Raw genomic sequence first — 21092 nt, 5'->3', positions numbered from 1 at the left:
CGCTCTAGGGGGCGGGGCGCGGGTTCGCCAGACGGGAAGGGATGAGGGGCCTCCGTCGACGACACGGTTGTGGTCGGCCCTCTAATCCCGGCCGCTGACTAACATCCGGTCGTCGTGCCACGGTTGGTCAGCGTACCAGCAGCGGACGCATCTCCGGAACCGCTGCGGCGAGCTCGCGGGTGACCATCGCGGCGAAGTAGTTCGCACCCTCGACGCCGAGATGGGTACGGTCGAACGACAGACGCGGCTGGGCCATCGGCTGGACCACCATTTCGGTCGCCGCCGGCGCGCCGGCGGCGGGGCCGGTGGGTGCCGAGCCGGGGGGAAGCTGGGCGAAGCAGTCCGCCGCCGCTTCGCCCATCGCCTGCACCGCGGCGCTGCTTTCGGCATTGAGGTCGAGCAGCGGCACCTGCTTGTCGGCCGCGACCTTGCGCACCGCGGCGGCCCAGGCATCGAGATCGTTCTGGAGTTTGCCCACCTTGAACATCCGCCGGGTGAGCGGGGTGAGCAGCACCGGCTTCGCCCCCGCCGTGCGCGCTTCATCGACATAGCGCGCGAGATTGGCGGGGAATTCGATGGAGAGGTCGGTCGAGCGGCCGGGTTTGCCGGGCTGGTCGTTGTGGCCGAACTGGATCAGCACCCAGATGGTCTTGTAGCCTGGCGTGCGCATCTCGGAGAGGGCGAGGTCCCACGAACCTTCGGCGCGGTAGCTGCCGGAGCTGCGCCCGCCGCGCGCGAGGTTGACGCAGGCGGCGAACGACGTGACGTGATAGGCGCAGAAGCTGGGTCCCCAGCCGCCGATTACTGCCGTGGTCGAATCGCCGACGAGGACGATCTTGGACGCAGCGATCGGGCGCGGCGGTTCGGGTGCGGTCTGCGCAACGGCGGCGGGTGCGAGCAGCAGCGCAACGAGGCCAGGGCCCTTCACAGCGCGCGAAAGCGGAAATCGCGGAAGCGCGCCTCGCCTTCGCCTGCCGAATAGAGGCCGGGACGCAGCATCAGGAAGCCGCCGCGGACATTGTGGTGGTAGCCCGATACTTCCATGCCGCGATCGAAACGTTTCCACGTCTGCCCGCCGTCGCTCGAGGTGTGGAAGGAAATGACGTGGCGGTTGTTGGTCACCCGCATCCGCATCCGGCGGCCATGCGGGTTGGCGGGCCGGCCGCGCTCGATGCCATATTGGTGGGTGACGAAGCGCTTCTCGTCGAAGCCGAGACCGCAATAGAGCTTCTCGTCATAGAAGAGCAGCAGGCCCGCGGTGCCGCCGGGTGCGATCTCGACGTCGCATTCGAATTGATAGGCCTGATCGCCGGCGATGAGGAGCAGCGGCGCGGAGTTGCTCGGCGCGGTGCCCGAGGCCTTGAGGACGAGCGCACCGTCTTCCACCCGCTGACGGCGATTCTCGTCGGGCGCTGGCTTGAAGAAGTTCCATTTGCGGCCGAGCTGGAGGGCGGCGCCGAAATCATCCGAGAGCGGCTGGCCGTGGGGGAGCGCGGCGCCGCCCTTCGGCTTGCGGATCGGCTGCGAGAGGTCGCCGCCCTTCATCCGGAACCAGCCGTCCTTCGTCCATTCGATCGGATCGAGCAGCGCCTGGCGGCCGAGCGTCCAATAGCCGTTCTCGAAGCCGTGATAGAGCGACCACCAGCTGCCGTCGGGCGCCTCGACCAGCGAGGCGTGACCGCGCGACCACCATTTCTCGTTTACGCTTCTGGTGTGCACCAGCGGATTGGCCGGGCAATTCTCCCATGGGCCGTGGATCGAGCGCGAGCGCGCCGCGATGACCATGTGGCCGGTGGGCGGTCCGGCGGTGCCGCCGACCGCAGTGATCATGTAGAACCAGTCGCCGTGGCGGACGAGCTTGGGACCTTCGGGCGCGAAGCCCTCGACTTCCCAATCGTCGGGATAGCGCCACGGATCATAGACATGCTCGGCCTCGCCCACGGTCGACAGCCCGTCGGCGGCGAGGCGGATCCGGTCGCCGCCCGACAGGAACAGCCAGCGCGAGCCGTCTTCGCCGACCACGTGGCACGGATCGATATGGCTCGGCATCTGCAAGTCGATCGGGTCGCTCCACGGCCCGTCGATATGATCCGCCCAGATCACGAAGATCGAGTTCGGCTTCGCCTTGACCGGAATGTAGAGGAAATAGCGGTCGTTATGCTTTTCGAGGCTGACTGCCCAGACCGAGCCGATATTCTTCGTCAGCGCGGCCCTGCGCGGCTGCCAGTTCACCAGATCGCGCGAATGCCAGATGGTGAGCCCAGGATAGGAATCGAAGCTCGAGAAGGTCATGTAATAGTCGCTGCCGTCCTTGAGGATGGCGGGATCGGCGCGGTCGCCAGAGAGCAACGGGTTGAGGAACTTGCCGTTGCCGAGATCGGCGATGCGCTGATTGTCGAAGCCGCGCTTCCAGTCCGGCGCCGGCTTGCGTGCCTCGGCTGCGGCACCGTCGGGGCGGATCAATGCCGCCGCGCTTCCCGCCAGCGCTGCTGCGAACGCGTCCCGTCTGCTGATGTCCATGCTGTCCTCTTTCAGGTTCGTGCGAAGGGCTGGTCTTTGGCGACGATCACGCGTCCGTCGGGGGCGAAATCGACGCGGACGAGGCCGGGCTTTTCGCGCCACGGGCTCGCTTCGTCATTGCCGAAGAAGGTGACCCACCAATTGCCTTGCCGGTCGCGCAGGAAATTGCCGCCGCCGCAGCAGGGCGGACCCTCGTGGCGGTCGCGCCACGGGCCGGTCGGTTTGTCCGACATCCACATGGCGAACGAATAGCGGCCCTCGTAGCGATCGACTACGCCGAGATAATAGGTGCCGTCACGCTTGAACATCGTCGCGCCCTCATAGCCGAAATGGCGAAGGCCTTTGGCAGCACATTCCTTGCGGTGGTGTTGCGGGTCGAGATCATATTCGCCTTCGGCGGCGACCACCTTCTGCCACGGGCCGGCGAATCCGCTCATGTCGTCGTTCAGTCGGACGATCTCGTCGGCCGAGCCCAGCGTGAACCAGACCGAGCCGTCGTCATCCTCGAACAAAGTCGCGTCGATCCCGCCGCGCAACGGCTTGTCGGGCGAGAAGGCGTGGACATAGGGGCCTTCAGCGCGGCCGGTGCTGCTCTTGAGGATCGCGACGCCGGCGCGGCTCATCGAGTGGACGATCCAGTAATTGCCGCCGATGAAGTGGATCTCGGGCGCCCAGAGCGCCCGGAAAGGCACGCCCTTGCGCATCCGCCAGTTGCGCTCCCAGACGCCGTCGCGCTCGATGCTCCAGACCAGCCCGAGATAGCTCCAGTCGCGCAGATCCTTCGAGCGCCACGACTCGACGCCGTCGTTAACCGCCCAGATATTGTCGCCGGTCGAACCGGTCATGTAATAATGGCCGTCGCCGCCGAGGCAGACGATCGTGTCGCGGATATGGACATCGTGGAGCGGACGGATCGACGGCAGCAGGCCCGCCGCCACGGCGCTGCCGCTCGCCGAATCATCCCATGGCGCGAGCGGATAACGCGGCTTGTCCGGCCCCTCGTATCGCACATTCGGCAGGCCCGAGACCCAGCCGCCGCGCGCGCTGGCGGCATCCGGCTTTCGGCCCGGACCGCTCACGCCCGAATAAGGCCAGTAATCGCGCGGGGGAGCAGGCACGATACGACCGCTGTCATCGCTGGTCGCATCGAGCTGCCCGCCCGCGAGCGGGGCCGGGCCATAGGGCCGGTCCTGTCCGCGCGCCGCGCCGCCGAGCGCCAGTCCGCCGCCGAGCGAAATGCCGCCGACGAGGAGAGATCGGCGATCGAGCCGCGAATGTTCCGAGGGCTTGCGCGTCGAAGGCGGGCGGCAGGGCAAGAGGTACACTGCCGCCCGTGCCCTCAGAACGCCAGCCGCAAGCCGGCGGTGACGATCCGTCCGGTGCTGGCATAGGTCTGCGTTACCGGGCTGGCCCCGTACATCGTCCGGTATTGCGGATCGTTGGTCAGGTTGCGTGCCTCGAGCGTGAGCTTGGCGAAATCGGTGACGTTCCACCCGAACGCCACGTCGAGGTTGAGCGTGTTCTCGTTGTAGCCGAAATCGGCGACCACCGGTGAGTTGCAAGCGGCGCCGCCATTGGTGGTCGTGCCGACCGAGCAGGTGCCGGTGGCCAACGGAAAGCGGTTGACGTAGCGCGTCCGGTACGCCCCCGACACACGCGCCGACCACACGCTGTTTTCGTAATAGAGCGTCGCGTTGAACGAGTCGGGCGAGGTGTTGAGGAACGGCCCCTCGGCATAGCTGTTCGCTGCGGTCGAGGCGGTGCCCGTTTGCGTGGTGCTCAGCGCCGTTCCGGTCAGATAGCTCAGGTTCGAGTCGATATGGGTGTAGTTGGCGGTGATGCCCATCTTGTCGAACGGTGCGGGCAGGAACCAGAAGTCGGTCTGCAGATTGACTTCGACGCCCTTGATCACGCCACCGGGCGCGTCGGCGAACTGGCGCACGCCCCACGTGCCGCCCGCCACGGTATAGGCGCGTAGCGCGGGGTTGGTCATGCCGGCGATCAACTGCTGGTAGATCGCCGGTTCGAACACCGACGACAAGGGCGCTTCACCGGCCAGCTGCTGCGGGAAGGACGCGATGTCCTTTCTGAACAGGTTCACGGCGATCAGGCCGTTGTTCCGGAAATACTTCTCGAAGCTCAGATCGATATTGGTCGCGCGGAACGGGTTGAGATAGGGATTGCCCACCGTCAGCGTCGGGGCGGTGCCGTTCGCGTTGAGGCTGGTGGTGTAGGCGGTGGTGCCGGGCGTCAGGCTGGCGAGTTGCGGCCGCGAGATCACGTCGGCCACGGCGAAGCGGATCAGCAGGCCGTCCGCGACTTCCCAATTCGCGTTCATCGACGGCAGCCAGTCCCAATATTCGTTCGTCGCGGTGACCGGCAGCCCCGCCACGCCGTCGGCGCCGCCGACATTGCCCTCGCCCATCACGCGGGTGTTGGCGATGCGCATACCGGCATTGCCGCGCAACGGCCGGCCGAACAGGTCGAAATTCCAGTCGACCTGGAAATAGCCCGACAGATCGCGCTCCTCGATCGCCGAGCGCTGGCGACCATCGACCGAGGCGCGGAAATCGCCCCATTTGTTGACGCAATTGCAGTCGATGCCGAACTGATTGATGAACTTGTTGACATCGGGCGCATAATAGCTGGTCGGCGTGCCCGCGGTGACATTCAGCCCCTGGCCGAAGCCGATCGTCCGGCCCAGATCGGTGATCTGCAGCCTGGCTTCGGCCAGCGTCGGGTTGATTGCCTCGATGGACTGGTTGCGGCGGCCCTGGTCGCCGTCATATTTGAACAATTTGTAGGTGCCGCCGAATTTCAGCGACATCTCGGGCAGCGCCTCGAAGGTGAAGTTCGCCCGGCCGACGCGGAACTCGTTGTCGACGGTGTTGCTGAAATAGCGGATCGTCGAGAGACCCTTGACCAGCGACCAGCTCGCCGGGTTCGCCACGTCGAAACCGGGGCTGAACACCGGCATCTTGCCGCCATCGCGATCGTCGAACGTATAGCCGTCGCGATCGAGCGTATTGAACTCGGCGAGCATGCCAGTGGAGCGGAATTCCGATTTCGACCAGCCTGCGGTGACATCGACATAGAGGCCGTCGAGCAGGTCCTGGTGCAAATTGGCGGTCAGCTGCTTGAACTCGGTGCGGCCGAACTGGGTGTCGGTGAAGCTGCGCCAGTCGACATTGTCGAGCACCAGATAATCGGCCTGGTTGGCACCGTTGACGTGGGCCGCGCGGATCTGGGTGTTAGGCCGGCCGATCAGCTCGGCATACATGCCGGTGCCGTTGGCGGTCGCGACATAACCGGGCGAGGCGGGGTTGTTGTAATAATCGAACGGATTGAGGTTGTTGGGATTGAGGCTGTTGAAATAGCCGGGCAGCGCCGTCGCGCCGACTCCCGTTCCCGCCGCGTCGCCATTGCAGTCGATCGCGGCGCTCGGCACGCAATTCGGATAGAGCGCGACGCGATCGGCGAAATAATTGGCATTGCCCACCGGGCGCAGCCCCGCCGAGCCGGTCTGTGCGGCGCGCGCATTGGTGCCGTTGCGGTTGAGTCCGATCGTGGTGATGCCGGTCGAATCACTGTCCTGATCGTAACGCGAATAGACGCCATCGATGATCAGTTCGGTATGTTCGCTCGGCTTCCACTGCAGCGTCGCGGTTGCACCGAGCCGCTCGTAGTTCAGGAACTGGCGGCCCACCGAAGGCAGGGTCGGGATGATCGTGGTCGGTCCGACCAGCGCATAAGCGGCGGGATCCGATCCGAACGTCACGCCGGTGCCGCCCGGCCGCGCAAAGCCGTAGGTGATCGGCGTCACGCCGTTCAGCTGCGAATTGCGATAGGTATATTCGAACGCGCCGATGCCGCGGCGGTACGAATCGATCTGCTGTTCCTGCTTCTGATAGGCGACCGAGCCGAGGATCCCGAAAGTGTCGGTCACCCGGATCGATGCGAGGGCGGTGAGCCGCGGGTTCCAGCTCTTGCCGTTCTCGCGATATTCCGCTTCGGCGCCGACCGCGAAGCGACTGCGGGAACTGGCGAGCGGCCGTCCGGTGGTGAGATCGATGATCGCGCCGAGCGAGCCTTCGTCATTCTCGGCCGCAGTCGACTTGGTGACCTTGATTCCGCCGAACAGTTCGGAGGCGAAGGTGTTGAAGTCGAACCCGCGCGAGCGGTTCGCGCCGGCATCCGACTGGTTGCCGCCGGCGACGTTCTGCGCGTCGGCACCGTTGAGGCGCACCATCTGGAAGTCGCCGCCCAGGCCGCGCACGGTGATGGTGCGACCCTCGCCATTGTCGCGGTCGATCGAGACGCCGGGCAGGCGCTGGATCGATTCGGCGAGATTGGCGTCGGGGAAGTCCGCGATGTCCTCGGCAGTGATCGCATCGACGATCTGGTTCGAGTTGCGCTTGATGTTCAGCGAGTTCTGCAGCGAGGCACGGAAGCCGGTGACGACGATGTCGTCCCCCTGCGCCCCGGCGGCATCATCCTGCGCGTCGGCTGCCTGTTCGTCGGCGACGGGCGTCGCGTCCTGCGCGACGGCGACGCTGCTCCAGCTCGCGGCCAGCACGATCGCGGCGAAAGACGCTCCGGTGCGCAGGATCGCCGAGCTCAGGTTCTTCTTGATCATCATTCCCCTCCCATTGGACGGGCGCCGCAATCCTTCGCGGTCGTCCCGTCGACATTTGCCCGTGCGGGGAAGCGTGCGGCAGGGCCGCAATACCGACGAGGCCAGGGCGATCTTCGTCGCTGTATGGCTCGCGGGCGTTCACCTCTCCCATTCCGCGACCTTTGCGGTCGTCTCTCCCGATGGCGCTATAGACACCGGTAGCATGATGGTAGCGGCAAGACTTGCCTCGAGCAACCATCGATGACAGGAATAAAATCTATTAAAACCAATATGATGACAAACATGATACCGGTATCATCATGCTGGACAGGATGTACCGCGTGTCGCTTGCGAATCGCGCCGCCGCTTATTCAGGCGGTTCGCGGCATCCCCAAAGTCGCCCGCCATTTTCGGCGCAGGGCGCCGGGATCGCTGGGTATCCGGTCTGGGAGGAACGTCACCGCGTCGATACGATCGAGGCGGAAGGTGCGGAAACCCTTGCGGAGTTCGCACCACGCTATGAGCACGCGGGCCGAATCGAGGTAACCGATCACCAGCGGCCATATCGTTCGTTCGGTCCCGGTGCCGGAAGGATCGGTGTAGTGGATGGCGATCTTGCGCGCGGCGCGGATCGCGCCGCGGAGCTCCGCGGCGTCGACGCGGTGGACCACCGGGTCCCAGGCGGGCGGCGTACGTGCCGAGGGATCTTCGAGAAAGCCGCGCATCTCCTCGGGCAGCACCGCCGCGACTTTGGCGAGCACGTCCTTCGCCGCGCGGGCCAGCGCCGGATCGGCATGGCCGGCGACCCATTGGACGCCCAGCGCAACCGCGTCGATCTCGTCCGCGGTGAGCATCAGCGGCGGCAAGTCGAAGCCGCCTTCGAGGACATAGCCGATGCCCGCCTCGCCGCGTATCGGCACGCGCTGGCCGATCAGTGCCGCGATGTCGCGATAGACCGAACGCTTCGAGGTCTCGAGTTCTTCGGCGATCGCATCGGCGGTCACCGGCCGCGCCGTGCGGCGCAGGATCTGGACAATCTGGAAAAGACGGTCGGCCTTGCGCATCGAAGGGATCCTACTGCCATGCTGCTGACACCATGCTGGCAGCAGCATGGCAGTAAGTCGACCTTGCAATCGAGGGAGACAGACGATGCAGAAGACATATCATGGCAGCTGCCACTGTGGCGCGGTCCGCTTCGAGGCCGAGATCGACCTCGCCGAGGGCACGGGCAAATGCAATTGCTCGATCTGCACCAAGCGGCGCAATTGGGGCGCGCTGCTCAAGCCCGAGGCATTCCGGCTGCTCAGCGGCGCGGAAGTGCTCAGCGACTATTCGTTCGGCACGGGGCAGGGCAGCCACCGCTTCTGCAGCAAGTGCGGCTGCGCGCCGTTCAGCCAAGGCGACGTGCCCGAGATCGGCGGGGCGTTCGTTTCGGTGCAGCTCGGCGCGCTCGATGACGCGACCGACGAGGAACTGGCGGCGGCACCGGTCCGCTACAGCGACGGGCGCAACAATGCGTGGTGGAATTCACCGGCGGTGACGAGCTACCTCTAGCCTGCCGCCGCGAGCAGCCGGGGGATCTCGCCGAGCAGTTCGCGGCCGAGAAAGCCGAGCGGGCCGATCCGCTCGGCGAGGCGGCGTCCTGCCTCGCCGTGCAGCCATACGCCCCAGGCGGCGGCGGTGCGCGGCGCGGCGCCGCGCGCGAGCAGTCCGCCGATGATGCCGGCAAGCACGTCGCCCGAGCCGCCGGTGGCGAGGCCGGGGCCGCCACCGGGATAGCGCAGCAAGCCTTCCCCCGGGCAGGCGATCCACGTCTCGGCGCCCTTGAGCAGCACAATTGCGTGGAAACGGCGCGCGGCTTCCTGTGCGAGTCCGGCGGGATCGGTTTGGATACGCGAAGGGTCGCAGCGCATCAGCCGGATCATCTCGCCCGGGTGCGGGGTGAGGACGATGCGGCCGTCATGCGCCCGGATTTCGTCGGCCATATCGGCGGCGGCGGCGATGATCGCGGCGTCGAGGACCATCGTGCGCGAGGCGCATGGCCGCGCGACGACGGCCTTCAGAATGGCCTCGGCCGGCGCCTCTGCGCCGGTGCCGGGGCCGAGTACCAGCGCGTCGCAGCGTTCGAGATAGCCGGTCAGCACCTGGCCGGCCGCGTCGCCGAGCTCGCCTGCGGGGTTGGCGGGAAGCGGGAAGATCGCCGCTTCGGGCACGAGCACGCCGAGAGCAATCGCCGCGCGCTCGACCGTGGCGAGCTGGAGCTTGCCCGCGCCGGCCCGCAATGCGGCCTCGCCGGTCAGGCGGAGCGCACCGGGGACGGTCTCCGAGCCGCCGGCGACGAGCACGCGGCCGCGGCTGTTCTTGTCGGTATCCGCGCCGGGCTCGGGAAGCGGGTGCGCGGCGAGCCAGCTGGTATCGAGCGGGGTCATCCGCGTGGGCCGACCAGCGCGTCGGGCGCGGACGTGGTCTCGGCGGCAGGGTCTTCGTCGACCGGGGCAGTGGCGTTGTAGCGGACGAGGACGAGGCCGCCGTCCTTCCCCGCATCCGGATCGTGCGCATATTCGGTGATCGAGCAATTGGCGACGTCGCCGTCCTTGTCGATCGCGAGTATCTCGGCCTCGGACAGATTCTCGATGATGTAGCGCAGACACAATACCACGACCTGGTGGGCGACGATCATCACGTTCCGGCCGGCATAATGGAGCGACACCGTGTCCATCAGCGAGCGCAGCCGGAAGATCACGTCGCACCAGCTCTCGCCGCCGGGCGGACGGTGATAGAATTTGCCGAGCAGGCGACGGAACTCGGCCTGTTCTGGCTGCACCGCGCGGATGCCCGCGGTGGTGAGGCCGTCGAGAATGCCGAACTCCTTCTCACGCAGCCGCTCATCGACGCAGATGCTCTCGTACGGGGCGGCGCCGCCGGCATCGCGGAAGCGCCGCGCGGTCTCGCGGGCGCGAAGATAGGGGCTGGCGAGGATCACGTCGGGGCGGCCATTGCCCTCGCCACGCGCAAACCAGCGGCCGAGCGCTTCAGCCTGGGCGTAGCCGAGCACGGACAGCGGCACGTCGACGTCGCGGCCCTCGATGGCGATGCGGTGCTCGCCCGATGCATGGGCGAGGTCGCGCGCGACATTGCCGGCGCTCTGGCCGTGGCGGACAAGCCACAGGCGTGCGGGCCAGCGATTGGTGGTCATGCGGTGCGGCGGCTCACGAAGGACATATCGGGAGAATGCGGCAGCTCGCCCGGTGTTCCTCCGCTACGGTCGGATCGTGACCGGCAGATCTTCGACCAGAACATTGCCCCAGCGGTACAGGGCTTCGAGCACCGGGCGGAGGCTCTCGCCGCGACCGGTCAGGTGGTAGACGAGTGCGGTGCCGTCGCTTCGCTTCTCGATCAGGTCGAGCCGCTCGAGGTCCTTGAGGCGCTCGGTCAATACCTTGTCCGAAATGCCGTCGATCCGCGCCCGCAGGTCGCCATATCGCTGCGGCGCTTGTTTGAGCCGGGCAAGGATGACGGTTTTCCACTTGCCGCCGACGAACTCGAGCGCGAGTTCGACCGGGCAGCCATAGGTCGCTTTCAATCGCTTCATGCTGCCTCCGCGCGCACCAACTGGTGCGTTGAAAATGATCGGCTCGCGCCGCACGACGGCCCGGCAAGCGACTTCGTATGTGCAAGGAACCGTGATGACGATCGAATATATCCGCTATCTGCTTGTCGAGCACGAACCGGCCGCGCTGATCGCGGCATATGAAGCTGCCCGCGTGCATCTGGACGCCGCGCCCGAATGCCTCGGCTACGACCTTGCGCAATGCGACGACGCGCCAAACAGCTTCGTTCTGCGCATCGAATGGACGAGCGCGGCAGCGCATATGCAGGGCTTTCGCCGCGGGCCGCATTTCCCGCCATTCCTTGCGGCGATCCGGGAATTCGTCCCCGAGATCGCCGAAATGCGGCATTACACGCCGCGGATGGTATCCGGACTGCGCTAGGCGCCCGCAGCCGTTAGACGATCGCGTTGGTCGCGGGTCAGTTCGACTTCCGCCGCGCCGACCAGCTCGTCGAGCTGTTCGATGCTCGTCGCGCTGGCGATCGGCGCAGTGACGCCGTCCTGCGCGGCGAGCCAGGCGAGGGCGATCTGGGCGAGGCTCGCGCCGGTCTCGGCCGCGACTTCGTCCATCGCCGCGAGCACCGCACCGCCCTTGCCCTGCAGCAACGCCGCCATCCGCCCGCCGCGGACGCTTTTGCCGAGATCGGCGGTGCCGCGATATTTGCCGGTGAGAAAGCCCGAGGCGAGCCCGTAATAAGGCACCACGCCGATATTGTGGGTGATGCACAGATCCTGCAGCTCGCCCTCGAACTTGTGGCGGCTGACGAGATTATATTCGGGCTGGAGCACGCGGTAATGCGGCAACCCGTCGCGCGTCGCCACGTCGAGCGCGGACTTGAGCCGCGCGGCGTGGAAGTTGGAGGCACCGAGCACGCGGACCTTGCCGGCCTTGATCAGCGTATCGAACGCAGCGAGCACGTCGGCTTGCGGCACATCCTCGTCGTCCTGATGCGCGAAATAGAGATCGATCGCGTCGACCCCGAGCCGCCGCAGCGAAGCCTCTGCTGCGGAGACGATGCGCGCCGGGGCGAGCTTGCTCCCGCCGTCGCCGTCGAGCATCCCGACCTTGGTGGCGAGCAGCACCTTGTCGCGCTTGCCCGAAGCGCGCAGCCATGCGCCGATGATCGTCTCGGATTCGCCGCCTCGATGGCCGGGGATCCAGCTCGAATAGACATCCGCGGTGTCGATCATCGTCCCGCCGGCATCGACGAAACGATCGAGGATGCGGAAGCTGGCAGCCTCGTCCGCGGTCCAGCCGAAGACATTGCCGCCGAGCACCAAGGGTGGTGTCATCAGGCCGCTGGCGCCGAGTTCCCGGGGCGGAGTCATTGCTGCGCGCTCGCGGCATTGATGTCGGTCGCCGCCGCCGCTGCGTTGAGCTGCCGCGCCTCGTCGGGGCTGCTCCCGCCATCGTCGCCCGACCCGCCGCAGGCGGCGAGCGCGAGCAGGAGAAGCAGCGGCAGCCCGCGCATCACTCCTCGATCTCGTTGCCGGCCGCGACTGCGTTGCCCTCGTACGAATTCTCGGCTTCGGTGAAGGCGGATTCGGTGGCGGCATTGGCAGCGTTCACGTCGCTGACCGCTTCGCCCATCGTGTTGCTGTCGCCGCTGATCGTCTCATTGGCTTCGGCGGCCTCGTTTTTGGCGCCACTGCAGGCACTGACCGCGAGAAGCGCCACGGGGAGGAGGAGCAGGGTCTTGCGCATGGGGTGATCCTCTTGTTGGGTGTCCTGAGGGCTAGCCAGCGGCGACGCGCGGCGCAACTGCGTTGACCTGATATAAAGATATCTTTATATCTATATCCGACATGGTCCAGGCTCTCGCCATCTTCCGCGCCCTCGCCGATTCAACGCGGCTGCGCATCGTCGCATTGCTGCGCGCGATGGAGCTGTCGGTGGGCGAGCTTGCGCAAGTGCTGGGACAGAGCCAGCCCCGAGTCAGCCGGCATGTGAAGATCCTCTGCGACGCCGGGTTGGTCGAGCGCCGCAAGGAAGGCAGCTGGGTGTTCGTCGCGTTGGGCGCGCAGGCCAAGGTCCAGCCGATCCTCGCCGCACTCGACAGCTGGGACGAAGCCGATCACTGGACCGTCGCCGACGAGGCGCGGCTGGCGGCGGTGCGGGCCGATCGGGCGAGCGCCGCCGCCGAATGGTTCGAGGCCAATGCCGGCGAATGGGACGCGATTCGCTCGCTTCATGTCGCCGACAGCGAAGTCGAGGCGGCGATGGCCAAAGCCTTGGGCGATACGAAGCTCGGCTGCCTGATCGACATCGGCACCGGCACCGGGCGGATGCTCGAACTGTTCGCGCCGCTCGCCGAACAGGCGCTTGGGATCGACCGTTCGTCCGAGATGCTGCGGCTGGCCCGCGCCAAGCTTTCCGAGCGTGGGCTCGCCAATGCCGAGCTTCGCCAGGCCGATCTTTATGCGCTGCCGCTCGCCGATGGCGGGGCCGATGCGGCTATATTGCATCATGTTCTCCACTTCGCGCAGCAGCCGGGCGCAGCGATCGGCGAGGCGGCGCGGGTGCTGAGCGACGGTGGACGACTGCTCATCGTCGATTTCGCGCCGCACGACCGCGAGGAATTGCGCTCGCGCGACGCGCATACCCGGCTGGGTTTCTCGGACGAGCAGATCCTCGGCTGGTTTGCCAATGCCGGCCTCGCGCCGGTGCTGGTCGAGACGCTCGAGGGCGGCGAACTGACGGTGAAGTTGTGGCTGGGTCGCAAGACCGGCGAGAAATTGAAGGAAGTGAAGGCGGCATGAGCATCCTGGACCCGCTGGCGGCGCCGCTGTTTGCGGACGTGGCCGGCGACATCGAAGTGAGCTTCGAATTCTTTCCGCCCAAGACCGAGAAGATGGAAGAGACCCTGTGGGAATCGATCCAGACGCTCAGCCCGCTGGGGCCGCGCTTCGTCAGCGTGACCTATGGCGCGGGCGGGACGACGCGCGAGCGGACCCATAACACGGTGGCGCGGATCGCGCGCGAGACAAGGATCCCGGCCGCGGCGCACCTCACCTGCGTCGAGGCGACCCGCGAGGAAATCGATCAGGTCGCCGAGGAATATTGGGCGGCGGGCGTGCGCCATATCGTCGCGCTGCGCGGGGATCCGCCGCGGGCGGGCGAGAAGTTCGCGTCGCACCCCGGCGGTTATGAAAATGCCGCGGCATTGGTGGCGGGGCTGAGCAAGCTCCACCCGTTCGAGATTTCGGTCGCAGCCTATCCCGAATGCCATCCGGACTCGGCGAACGCCACTGCCGACCTCGACAACCTCAAGGCCAAGATCGATGCGGGCGCGACGCGCGCGATCACCCAGTTCTTCTTCGAGCCTGAGACCTTCTTTCGCTTCCGCGACAATGCCGCCAAGGCGGGGATCACTGCCGAGATCGTCCCCGGCATCATGCCGGTGATGAACTTCGCCAGCGTCCAGCGGATGTCGGCGATGTGCGGCACTGCGGTGCCGGCATGGATGGGCAAATTGTTCGAGGGATTGGACGAGCATCCCGCAGCACGGCAGCTGGTCGCGGCGACGCTCACCGCGGAGCTGTGCCGGAAGCTATACGCCGGCGATGTGCGGCAATTCCATTTCTACACGCTCAACCGCGCCGAATTGAGCTACGCGATCTGCCATCTGCTCGGGCTGCGGCCAAAGGTCGGCGCGGAGCTGGTGGCGGCCTGACGTCATCCCGGCGAAAGCCGGGATCTTGTGCCGCAAGGGCACGCCAAGACTAGGGAGATCCCGGCTTTCGCCGGGATGACGAGATTATGACTGCACGCGAAACCCTGTTGGCCGAAGCGCAAAAACGCATCCTGATCACCGACGGCGCATTCGGGACCGAGATCCAGAACTGGAAGCTCGACGAGGCGGCCTATGCCGGCAACCTCGGGCTGAGCCATGACCAGAAGGGCAATAACGACATCCTCGCGCTGACCATGCCCGAGGTGCCCGCGTCGATCCACCGCGCCTATTTCGAGGCGGGGGCGGACATCGCCGAGACCAACACCTTCTCGGCCAACCGGATCAGCCAGGCCGATTACGGCGCCGAGCATCTGGTGCGCGAGATCAATGTCGAGAGCGCCAAGCTGGCGCGCAGCATCGCCGACGAATTCGAGGCGAAGGACGGCCGCCCGCGCTTCGTTGCCGGCGCGCTCGGGCCGACCAACAAGACCTTGTCGCTGAGCCCCGATGTCAACGACCCCGGCTATCGCGAGATCGACTTCGATTATCTCAAGGACGTGTATCGCGAGCAGATCGACGCATTGGTCGAGGGCGGCGTGGACTTCATCCTGATCGAGACGGTGTTCGACACGCTCAACGCCAAGGCCGGGATCATGGCGGCAATCGAGGCGGCGAACGACCTCGGCCGCGACTTGCCGATCATGATGTCGATGACGCTGACCGATCTGTCGGGTCGCAACCTATCGGGGCACACCGTCGAGGCGTTCTGGCACGCGGTGCGGCACGCCAAACCGCTGACGATCGGGCTCAATTGTTCGTTCGGCGCCGAGCAGCTTCGCCCGCACGTCAAGACGCTGAGCGCTTTGTGCGACACGCTGATCATGGTCTATCCGAACGCCGGACTGCCCAACGAGCTGGGCGCTTATGACGAGGAACCCGCGACGACCGCGGCGCTGGTCAAGGAATGGGCCGATGCTGGGCAGGTCAACGTGCTCGGCGGCTGCTGCGGATCGACTCCGGCGCACATCGCGGCGATCGCCGAGGCAGTGAAGGATTTGCCGGTGCGGCCGATCCCGACACCGGAAGTGCGGACGCGGTTGGCCGGGCTCGAGCCGTTCACGATGGCGGTGTAACCGTCACCCCGGCGAAAGCCGGGGTCTCCGGATTGCTTAAGCGTGCGCTTGCCGCATGAGATCCCGGCTTTCGCCGGGATGACGATTAGGATCAACAATGACCACCGCCTCCTCCACCAGCTTCGTCAATATCGGCGAGCGCACCAACGTCACCGGCTCCGCCCGCTTCAAGAAGCTGGTGATGGCGGGGGATTATGCCGCCGCGGTCGAAGTCGCGCTGCAGCAGGTCGAGGCCGGCGCGCAGGTGCTCGACGTCAACATGGACGAGGGTCTGCTCGACGCGCACGAGGCGATGACCACGTTCCTCAAGCTGATCCAGGCCGAGCCCGACATCGCGCGGATCCCGGTGATGGTCGACAGCTCGAAATGGGATGTGATCGAGGCCGGGCTCAAATGCGTCTCGGGCAAGCCGATCGTCAATTCGATCAGCATGAAGGAAGGCGTCGACCAGTTCCTCGAGCATGCCCGCAAGTGCATGGCCTATGGTGCAGCGGTCGTCGTGATGGCGTTCGACGAGACCGGCCAGGCCGACACCAAGGAGCGCAAGGTCGAGATCTGCTCGCGTGCCTATGATCTGCTCGTCGGGATCGGCTTCCCGCCCGAGGACATCATCTTCGATCCGAACGTGTTCGCAGTCGCGACGGGGATCGAGGAGCATAACAACTACGGCGTCGACTTCATCGAGGCGTGCAAGGAGATCAAGGCGCGCTGCCCGCACGTCCATATCTCGGGCGGGCTATCGAACCTGTCGTTCTCGTTCCGCGGCAACGAAGCCGTGCGCAAGGCGATGCACTCGGTGTTCCTGTATCATGCGATCCCCGCCGGGATGGACATGGCGATCGTCAACGCGGGGCAACTCGACGTCTATGACCAGATCGAGCCCGTGCTGCGGACGGCGTGCGAGGATGTCATCCTCAACCGCGATCCCGATGCGGGTGAGCGGCTGGTGGCGCTTGCCGAAAAGTTTCGCGGCACCGACGCAGTCGCCGAGAAGCAGGCGGCCGAATGGCGCGGCTGGCCGGTTGCCAAGCGGCTCGAACATGCCCTGGTCAAGGGCATCGACGCGTTCGTCGTCGAGGATACCGAAGAATGCCGCCTCGCCTTTGCGCGGCCGATCGAAGTGATCGAGGGCCCGCTGATGGACGGGATGAACGTCGTCGGCGACCTGTTCGGATCGGGCAAGATGTTCCTGCCGCAGGTGGTCAAGTCGGCGCGGGTGATGAAGAAGGCGGTCGCGCATCTGCTGCCCTATATCGAGGCCGCCAAGGAGCCCGGTGCCAAGGGCAAGGGCAAGATCATCATGGCGACCGTGAAAGGTGACGTCCACGATATCGGCAAGAACATCGTCGGCGTGGTGCTCCAGTGCAACGGCTTCGACGTGGTCGATCTCGGCGTGATGGTGCCGTGGTCGAAGATCATCGAGGCGGCGAACGAGAACGACGCCGACATGATCGGGCTTTCGGGGCTGATCACGCCGTCGCTCGACGAGATGGTCACCGTTGCCGAGGAGATGCAGCGGCTCCAGATGACGATGCCGCTGCTGATCGGCGGGGCGACGACGAGCCGGGTGCATACCGCGCTGCGGATCGAGCCGGCCTATAAGGGACCGGTGGTCCATGTGCTCGACGCCAGCCGCGCGGTCGGCGTCGCAACGACTTTGGTGTCCGAGACGATCCGCGACGATTATGTCGCCAAGATCGCGGCCGAATATGAAGCGGTGCGGGTAGCGCGCGCCGGGCGCGGCCAGAGCGAACTGGTGCCGATCGAAAAGGCGCGCGACAATGCGTTCGAAGCGGACATGGCGCTCAAGCCGGGCAAGCCGCGGATGCCGGGGGTGCACGAGTTCCTCGACTGGGACCTGAGCGACCTGCGCAAATATATCGACTGGACGCCGTTCTTCCGCGCGTGGGAGCTGGCGGGCAATTATCCGGCGATCCTCGAGGATAAGGTGGTCGGTGAGAGCGCAACTTCGCTGTTCGCCGATGCGCAGGCGATGCTCGACAAGATCATTGCGGAGAAATGGCTGACCGCGCGCGGCGTCGCCGGCTTGTGGCCGTGCCGGCGGCAGGGCGACGACATCATCGTCCATGTCGAGGACGAAGTGCATTATACGCTGCCGATGCTGCGCCAGCAGATCGCCAAGCGCGAGGGCCGCGCCAATATGTGCCTCGCCGATTTCATCGACCATGACGGCGACTGGATCGGCGGGTTCGCGGTGGGCCTCCACGGCATCGAGCCGCATCTCGCGCGCTTCAAGAACGCGATCGACGATTATTCGGACATCTTGCTCAAGGCGCTGTCGGATCGCCTTGCCGAGGCATTCGCCGAGCGGCTGCATCTGTTCGTTCGGACCTCGCTCTGGGGCTATGCCGAGGGCGAGCAATTGACCAACGAGGCGCTGATCAAGGAGCAGTATCGCGGGATCCGTCCGGCGCCGGGCTATCCGGCCTGCCCCGAGCACAGCCTCAAACCGATCCTGTTCAAGATGCTCGACGCGCACAAGCGCACCGGCATTTCGCTCACCGAGAGCTTCGCGATGCTGCCGACTTCGGCGGTGTCGGGATTTTATTTCGGCCACCCGCAGGCCGAATATTTCGGTGTCGCGAGGATCGGGCAGGACCAGCTTCAGGAATATGCCGCGCGCCGCGGCATCTCGCTCGAATTAGCGACGCGGTACCTGCGGCCTAACCTCGACTGACACGGGGTCCGGGCCAGCGATCGCGCGGGTTCGAATCCTCGACGGTCATGTTCGCGCCCTCGGTCGCGCGCACCGGCGGCGCAGCGAGCTCGAAGTCGTGGAGGCAGCGGGCGTTCACACCGAAATGATCGGGCGCCGCCCGCTTGCGGTGGAAGACATAGATGCCGCAGCGGCTGCAGAAATAGTGGCGCGCCCGGTGCGTATTCCACTGATAGAGCGTGAGCAGCGCCTCGCCTGCGGTCAATTCGAGCGCGGTCTCCGACACCTTCGCCATCAGCGCGCCGCGCATTGCGCAGAGCGAGCAATCGCAGGTGGTGAGTTCGTCGATCTGCCGATCGATCTGAAAACGAACGCCGCCGCAATGGCATGAACCGTGGATCATCTCGCCCTCCCTCGCAGGGGTGCGAATAACGATCCGATTTGCCGGCGCCAAGCTGAGGCCCGACAAGGCGATGAGGAAGCGCGGGCGAGACCTCCGTCGGGCGACCGCACGGCCGCGCACGCACAATGTCGGATCTGTGCAAATATCGATGGATGTCATGCTGCAGGTGCGAAAAGCTTGGGTCCAGGCGCCGGGAGTGCTAGGGGCGCGCGCATCATGCTCAACCTGACCGACATCACGGTGCGCCTCGGCGGGCGCACGATCCTCGACAACGCCACCGCCAAGCTGCCCCCGCGCGGCCGCATCGGATTGATCGGGCGCAACGGCGCCGGCAAGACGACTCTGGTCAAGGTGATCGCGTCGCAGCTCGAACCCGATACCGGCAGCGTCGACATGCCGCGCGGCGCGCGACTCGGCTATATCGCGCAGGAAGCCCCGCATGGCGATGCCACGCCGTTCGAGACGGTGCTGGCGGCCGACCTCGAACGCGCGGCCTTGCTCCACGAGAGCGAGACGAGCCACGATCCCGACCGGCTGGGCGAAGTCCACGAACGGCTGATGGCGATCGACGCGTATACCGCGCCGAGCCGCGCGGCGCAGATCCTGGTCGGGCTCGGCTTCGACGAGGAGATGCAGCACGCGTCGCTCGACAGCTTCTCGGGCGGGTGGAAGATGCGCGTGGCGCTGGCCAGCCTGTTGTTCTCGCAGCCCGACGTGCTGCTGCTCGACGAGCCTTCAAACCATCTCGATCTCGAGGCGGTGCTGTGGCTCGAAGATTTCCTGAAAAGCTATCAGGCGACGATCCTGCTGGTCAGCCACGAGCGCGACTTCCTCAACAATGTCGTCGACCACATCCTCCATCTCGATCGCGGCAAGCTGACGCTGTATCCCGGCGGCTATGACGCGTTCGAGCGGCAGCGGGCCGAGCGGCAGGCACAGATCGCCTCGGCGCGCGCCAAGCAGCAGGCGCAGCGCGAGCATCTGCAGGAATATATCGCGAAGAACTCCGCCCGCGCCTCCACCGCCAAACAGGCGCAGAGCCGGCAAAAGGCATTGGCCAAGATGCAGCCGATCGCCGAATTGCTCGACGATCCGACGCTGCATTTCGATTTCCCCAACCCCGACGAATTGCGGCCGCCGCTGATCACGCTTGATCTCGCGACGGTGGGCTATGGCGAGACGCCGATCCTCAAGCGGCTCAATCTGCGGATCGATCCCGATGACCGGATTGCGCTGCTCGGGCGCAACGGCAACGGCAAGACCACGCTGGCGCGGCTGCTCGCGGCGCAACTGACGCCGATGGAAGGCGCGATGAACGCCAGCGGCAAGATGCGGGTGGGCTATTTCACGCAGTATCAGGTCGAGGAACTCGAACGCAGCGAGACGCCGCTCCAGCACATGACCGTGCTGATGAAGGGGGCGAGCCAGAGCGCGGTGCGCGGCCAGCTTGGGCGGTTCGGCTTTTCGGGGCAAAAGGCGACCACCGAGGTCGGCAAGCTCTCGGGCGGCGAGCGCGCGCGGCTGGCGCTGGCGCTGATCACGCGCGATGCGCCGCACATGCTGATCCTCGACGAGCCGACCAACCATCTCGACGTCGACGCGCGCGAGGCGCTGATCCAGGCGCTCAACGAATATACCGGCACCGTTGTGCTGGTCAGCCACGATCGCCACATGCTCGAGATGACCGCCGACCGGCTGGTGCTGGTCGACCAGGGCACTGCGAAGGAATTCGACGGGTCGCTCGACGATTACATCGCGTTCGTGCTCAGCAAGGAGGGGCAGGGCCCCAAGCTTTCCAAGGCCGACAAGAAGGAAGCGCGCCGCGCCGCGGCCGAGGCGCGCGAGAAGGGTACCGAGCTGCGCAAGGCCGCGAAGGCCGCCGAGGCGGAGCTGGCGAGGCTCACCGAGCAGCGCAGCGCGGTCGAGCGGGCGATGTTCGATCCCTCTACCGCCGATGCCGCGCTGACCAGCCTCACCATGACCGAGCTGATGAAGCGCCGCGCCGAACTCAGTGGCAAGATCGACGCGGCCGAGGCGGCGTGGATGGCGGCGAGCGAGGCGCTGGAGGCGATCGACGCCTGAGGTCGCGGCGACGCGCTGCTGCCTGCACTCTGGTTACGACAGCACTATCGAGCAAAGCCGCCGCTGCTACCGGAGTTGGCTGTCCTTGCTGCCGCGGCGATTGATTCCGGCGCTGCGCAGGTTCGCGTCGCGGCCAGATTGGCACGGCACGCAGGTGCGCACCCCGGGCAGTGCGCGGCGGCGCGCTTCCGGAATGTCGTCGCCGCAGACCGCGCACCATATCGCGCTCTCGCCCGAGGGCATGCGCGCCCGCGCGGCGGTCACTGCGTCCGCCACGGTATCGTCGATCTGATCCTGCACGGCGCCATCCTGCGCCCACCCGTTCGCCATTCAGGCTATCCCGTTCACTTCGCACTGAAATAGATATCCTCGCCGCAG

20 protein-coding genes are annotated in these 21092 nt (G+C 66.2%); 7 read left to right on the top strand and 13 right to left on the bottom strand.

Translation table 11 applies throughout. From position 1 onward, the window contains the following. Window positions 1–127: 127 nt before the first annotated feature. The 5 genes from CVN68_RS11175 to CVN68_RS11155 all read right to left on the bottom strand — a co-directional run bounded on the left by CVN68_RS11175 (window position 128) and on the right by CVN68_RS11155 (window position 8199). Window positions 128–928, bottom strand: coding sequence for a rhamnogalacturonan acetylesterase (locus CVN68_RS11175; RefSeq protein ID WP_100282275.1), 801 nt, complete (start codon window positions 926–928; stop codon window positions 128–130). Next, a complete protein-coding gene (locus CVN68_RS11170) occupies window positions 925–2520 on the bottom strand; it encodes a family 43 glycosylhydrolase (protein ID WP_100282274.1) in 1596 nt (531 codons plus the stop codon). Before CVN68_RS11170 ends, CVN68_RS11175 begins: the two co-directional genes overlap by 4 nt. 11 nt (window positions 2521–2531) lie before the next feature. Beyond that, window positions 2532–3845: a family 43 glycosylhydrolase gene (locus CVN68_RS11165; protein ID WP_233503304.1), complete on the bottom strand. Its 1314-nt coding sequence runs from the start codon at window positions 3843–3845 to the stop codon at window positions 2532–2534. 14 nt (window positions 3846–3859) lie between these two features. Continuing rightward, window positions 3860–7156, bottom strand: a complete 3297-nt coding sequence (locus CVN68_RS11160) for a TonB-dependent receptor domain-containing protein (RefSeq protein ID WP_233503303.1) — start codon at window positions 7154–7156, stop codon at window positions 3860–3862. Between the two features lie 350 nt (window positions 7157–7506). Next, window positions 7507–8199 carry a helix-turn-helix transcriptional regulator gene (locus CVN68_RS11155; protein WP_100282272.1) on the bottom strand — a complete coding sequence of 231 codons (693 nt, stop codon included), beginning with the start codon at window positions 8197–8199 and terminating at the stop codon, window positions 7507–7509. 85 nt (window positions 8200–8284) lie between these two features. Between CVN68_RS11155 and CVN68_RS11150 the strand changes: the two genes are divergently transcribed. Then, the gene (locus tag CVN68_RS11150; protein WP_100282271.1) at window positions 8285–8689 is read left to right on the top strand and encodes a GFA family protein; all 405 of its coding nucleotides are present in this window, start codon (window positions 8285–8287) and stop codon (window positions 8687–8689) included. Here the strand turns inward: CVN68_RS11150 and CVN68_RS11145 are convergent. The 3 genes from CVN68_RS11145 to CVN68_RS11135 all read right to left on the bottom strand — a co-directional run bounded on the left by CVN68_RS11145 (window position 8686) and on the right by CVN68_RS11135 (window position 10727). Then, window positions 8686–9564 carry an NAD(P)H-hydrate dehydratase gene (locus CVN68_RS11145; protein WP_100282270.1) on the bottom strand — a complete coding sequence of 293 codons (879 nt, stop codon included), beginning with the start codon at window positions 9562–9564 and terminating at the stop codon, window positions 8686–8688. The two genes, CVN68_RS11150 and CVN68_RS11145, sit on opposite strands and share 4 nt — an antisense overlap. Further along, window positions 9561–10331, bottom strand: coding sequence for a histidine phosphatase family protein (locus CVN68_RS11140; protein ID WP_100282269.1), 771 nt, complete (start codon window positions 10329–10331; stop codon window positions 9561–9563). The genes CVN68_RS11145 and CVN68_RS11140 overlap by 4 nt, the downstream gene beginning before the upstream one ends. 63 nt (window positions 10332–10394) lie before the next feature. Continuing rightward, window positions 10395–10727 (bottom strand): winged helix-turn-helix transcriptional regulator, encoded by a 333-nt coding sequence (locus tag CVN68_RS11135; RefSeq protein ID WP_100282268.1) that lies wholly within the window; start codon window positions 10725–10727, stop codon window positions 10395–10397. Window positions 10728–10821: 94 nt separating this feature from the next. Between CVN68_RS11135 and CVN68_RS11130 the strand changes: the two genes are divergently transcribed. Then, window positions 10822–11127, top strand: coding sequence for a putative quinol monooxygenase (locus tag CVN68_RS11130; protein ID WP_100284355.1), 306 nt, complete (start codon window positions 10822–10824; stop codon window positions 11125–11127). On the opposite strand, the gene CVN68_RS11125 is transcribed toward CVN68_RS11130, so the two are convergent. From CVN68_RS11125 to CVN68_RS11120, 3 genes are read right to left on the bottom strand one after another with little or no spacing between them, the layout of a single operon-like run. Beyond that, on the bottom strand, window positions 11124–12074 hold the full coding sequence (locus CVN68_RS11125; protein ID WP_100282267.1) for an aldo/keto reductase: 951 nt from the start codon (window positions 12072–12074) through the stop codon (window positions 11124–11126). The two genes, CVN68_RS11130 and CVN68_RS11125, sit on opposite strands and share 4 nt — an antisense overlap. Next, window positions 12071–12217 carry a hypothetical protein gene (locus CVN68_RS23160; protein WP_158298833.1) on the bottom strand — a complete coding sequence of 49 codons (147 nt, stop codon included), beginning with the start codon at window positions 12215–12217 and terminating at the stop codon, window positions 12071–12073. The genes CVN68_RS11125 and CVN68_RS23160 overlap by 4 nt, the downstream gene beginning before the upstream one ends. After that, window positions 12217–12450 (bottom strand): hypothetical protein, encoded by a 234-nt coding sequence (locus CVN68_RS11120; RefSeq protein WP_100282266.1) that lies wholly within the window; start codon window positions 12448–12450, stop codon window positions 12217–12219. Before CVN68_RS11120 ends, CVN68_RS23160 begins: the two co-directional genes overlap by 1 nt. 101 nt (window positions 12451–12551) lie before the next feature. On the opposite strand from CVN68_RS11120, the gene CVN68_RS11115 reads away from it, so the two are divergent. From CVN68_RS11115 to metH, 4 genes are all read left to right on the top strand, one after another. Further along, window positions 12552–13505 (top strand): ArsR/SmtB family transcription factor, encoded by a 954-nt coding sequence (locus CVN68_RS11115; RefSeq protein WP_100282265.1) that lies wholly within the window; start codon window positions 12552–12554, stop codon window positions 13503–13505. Next, window positions 13502–14419, top strand: a complete 918-nt coding sequence (gene metF / locus CVN68_RS11110; RefSeq protein WP_199560064.1) for a methylenetetrahydrofolate reductase [NAD(P)H] — start codon at window positions 13502–13504, stop codon at window positions 14417–14419. Before CVN68_RS11115 ends, metF begins: the two co-directional genes overlap by 4 nt. Window positions 14420–14505: 86 nt before the next feature. Then, window positions 14506–15552, top strand: coding sequence for a homocysteine S-methyltransferase family protein (locus CVN68_RS11105; protein WP_100282264.1), 1047 nt, complete (start codon window positions 14506–14508; stop codon window positions 15550–15552). Between the two features lie 97 nt (window positions 15553–15649). Further along, window positions 15650–18250 carry a methionine synthase gene (gene metH / locus CVN68_RS11100; protein ID WP_100282263.1) on the top strand — a complete coding sequence of 867 codons (2601 nt, stop codon included), beginning with the start codon at window positions 15650–15652 and terminating at the stop codon, window positions 18248–18250. On the opposite strand, the gene CVN68_RS11095 is transcribed toward metH, so the two are convergent. Continuing rightward, window positions 18237–18632, bottom strand: coding sequence for a GFA family protein (locus CVN68_RS11095; RefSeq protein ID WP_100282262.1), 396 nt, complete (start codon window positions 18630–18632; stop codon window positions 18237–18239). The genes metH and CVN68_RS11095 overlap by 14 nt on opposite strands. 216 nt (window positions 18633–18848) lie before the next feature. Here CVN68_RS11095 and CVN68_RS11090 point away from each other — a divergent pair, with 216 nt between their 5' ends. Beyond that, window positions 18849–20714, top strand: a complete 1866-nt coding sequence (locus tag CVN68_RS11090) for an ABC-F family ATP-binding cassette domain-containing protein (RefSeq protein WP_100282261.1) — start codon at window positions 18849–18851, stop codon at window positions 20712–20714. Between the two features lie 66 nt (window positions 20715–20780). Here CVN68_RS11090 and CVN68_RS11085 read toward each other — a convergent pair whose 3' ends face one another. Then, complete coding sequence (locus CVN68_RS11085) at window positions 20781–21044, bottom strand: DksA/TraR family C4-type zinc finger protein (RefSeq protein WP_100282260.1); 264 nt, start codon at window positions 21042–21044, stop codon at window positions 20781–20783. Window positions 21045–21092 lie beyond the last annotated feature (48 nt).

Source organism: Sphingomonas psychrotolerans (genome assembly GCF_002796605.1).
Classification (GTDB): Bacteria; Pseudomonadota; Alphaproteobacteria; order Sphingomonadales; family Sphingomonadaceae; genus Sphingomonas; species Sphingomonas psychrotolerans.
Note: the sequence above shows the minus strand (reverse complement) of the source record. Positions and strands in the feature narration are given on the sequence as shown.

Coding starts and splice junctions, on each gene's coding strand:
- CVN68_RS11125 (WP_100282267.1), bottom strand. CDS start 12,074: ATGACTCCGCCCCGGGAACTCGGCGCCAGCGGCCTGATGACACCACCC.
- CVN68_RS11115 (WP_100282265.1), top strand. CDS start 12,552: ATGGTCCAGGCTCTCGCCATCTTCCGCGCCCTCGCCGATTCAACGCGG.
- CVN68_RS11160 (WP_233503303.1), bottom strand. CDS start 7,156: ATGATCAAGAAGAACCTGAGCTCGGCGATCCTGCGCACCGGAGCGTCT.
- CVN68_RS11150 (WP_100282271.1), top strand. CDS start 8,285: ATGCAGAAGACATATCATGGCAGCTGCCACTGTGGCGCGGTCCGCTTC.
- CVN68_RS23160 (WP_158298833.1), bottom strand. CDS start 12,217: ATGCGCGGGCTGCCGCTGCTTCTCCTGCTCGCGCTCGCCGCCTGCGGC.
- CVN68_RS11155 (WP_100282272.1), bottom strand. CDS start 8,199: ATGCGCAAGGCCGACCGTCTTTTCCAGATTGTCCAGATCCTGCGCCGC.
- CVN68_RS11130 (WP_100284355.1), top strand. CDS start 10,822: ATGACGATCGAATATATCCGCTATCTGCTTGTCGAGCACGAACCGGCC.
- CVN68_RS11145 (WP_100282270.1), bottom strand. CDS start 9,564: ATGACCCCGCTCGATACCAGCTGGCTCGCCGCGCACCCGCTTCCCGAG.
- CVN68_RS11120 (WP_100282266.1), bottom strand. CDS start 12,450: ATGCGCAAGACCCTGCTCCTCCTCCCCGTGGCGCTTCTCGCGGTCAGT.
- CVN68_RS11085 (WP_100282260.1), bottom strand. CDS start 21,044: ATGGCGAACGGGTGGGCGCAGGATGGCGCCGTGCAGGATCAGATCGAC.
- CVN68_RS11090 (WP_100282261.1), top strand. CDS start 18,849: ATGCTCAACCTGACCGACATCACGGTGCGCCTCGGCGGGCGCACGATC.
- metF (WP_199560064.1), top strand. CDS start 13,502: ATGAGCATCCTGGACCCGCTGGCGGCGCCGCTGTTTGCGGACGTGGCC.
- CVN68_RS11105 (WP_100282264.1), top strand. CDS start 14,506: ATGACTGCACGCGAAACCCTGTTGGCCGAAGCGCAAAAACGCATCCTG.
- metH (WP_100282263.1), top strand. CDS start 15,650: ATGACCACCGCCTCCTCCACCAGCTTCGTCAATATCGGCGAGCGCACC.
- CVN68_RS11170 (WP_100282274.1), bottom strand. CDS start 2,520: ATGGACATCAGCAGACGGGACGCGTTCGCAGCAGCGCTGGCGGGAAGC.
- CVN68_RS11140 (WP_100282269.1), bottom strand. CDS start 10,331: ATGACCACCAATCGCTGGCCCGCACGCCTGTGGCTTGTCCGCCACGGC.
- CVN68_RS11135 (WP_100282268.1), bottom strand. CDS start 10,727: ATGAAGCGATTGAAAGCGACCTATGGCTGCCCGGTCGAACTCGCGCTC.
- CVN68_RS11095 (WP_100282262.1), bottom strand. CDS start 18,632: ATGATCCACGGTTCATGCCATTGCGGCGGCGTTCGTTTTCAGATCGAT.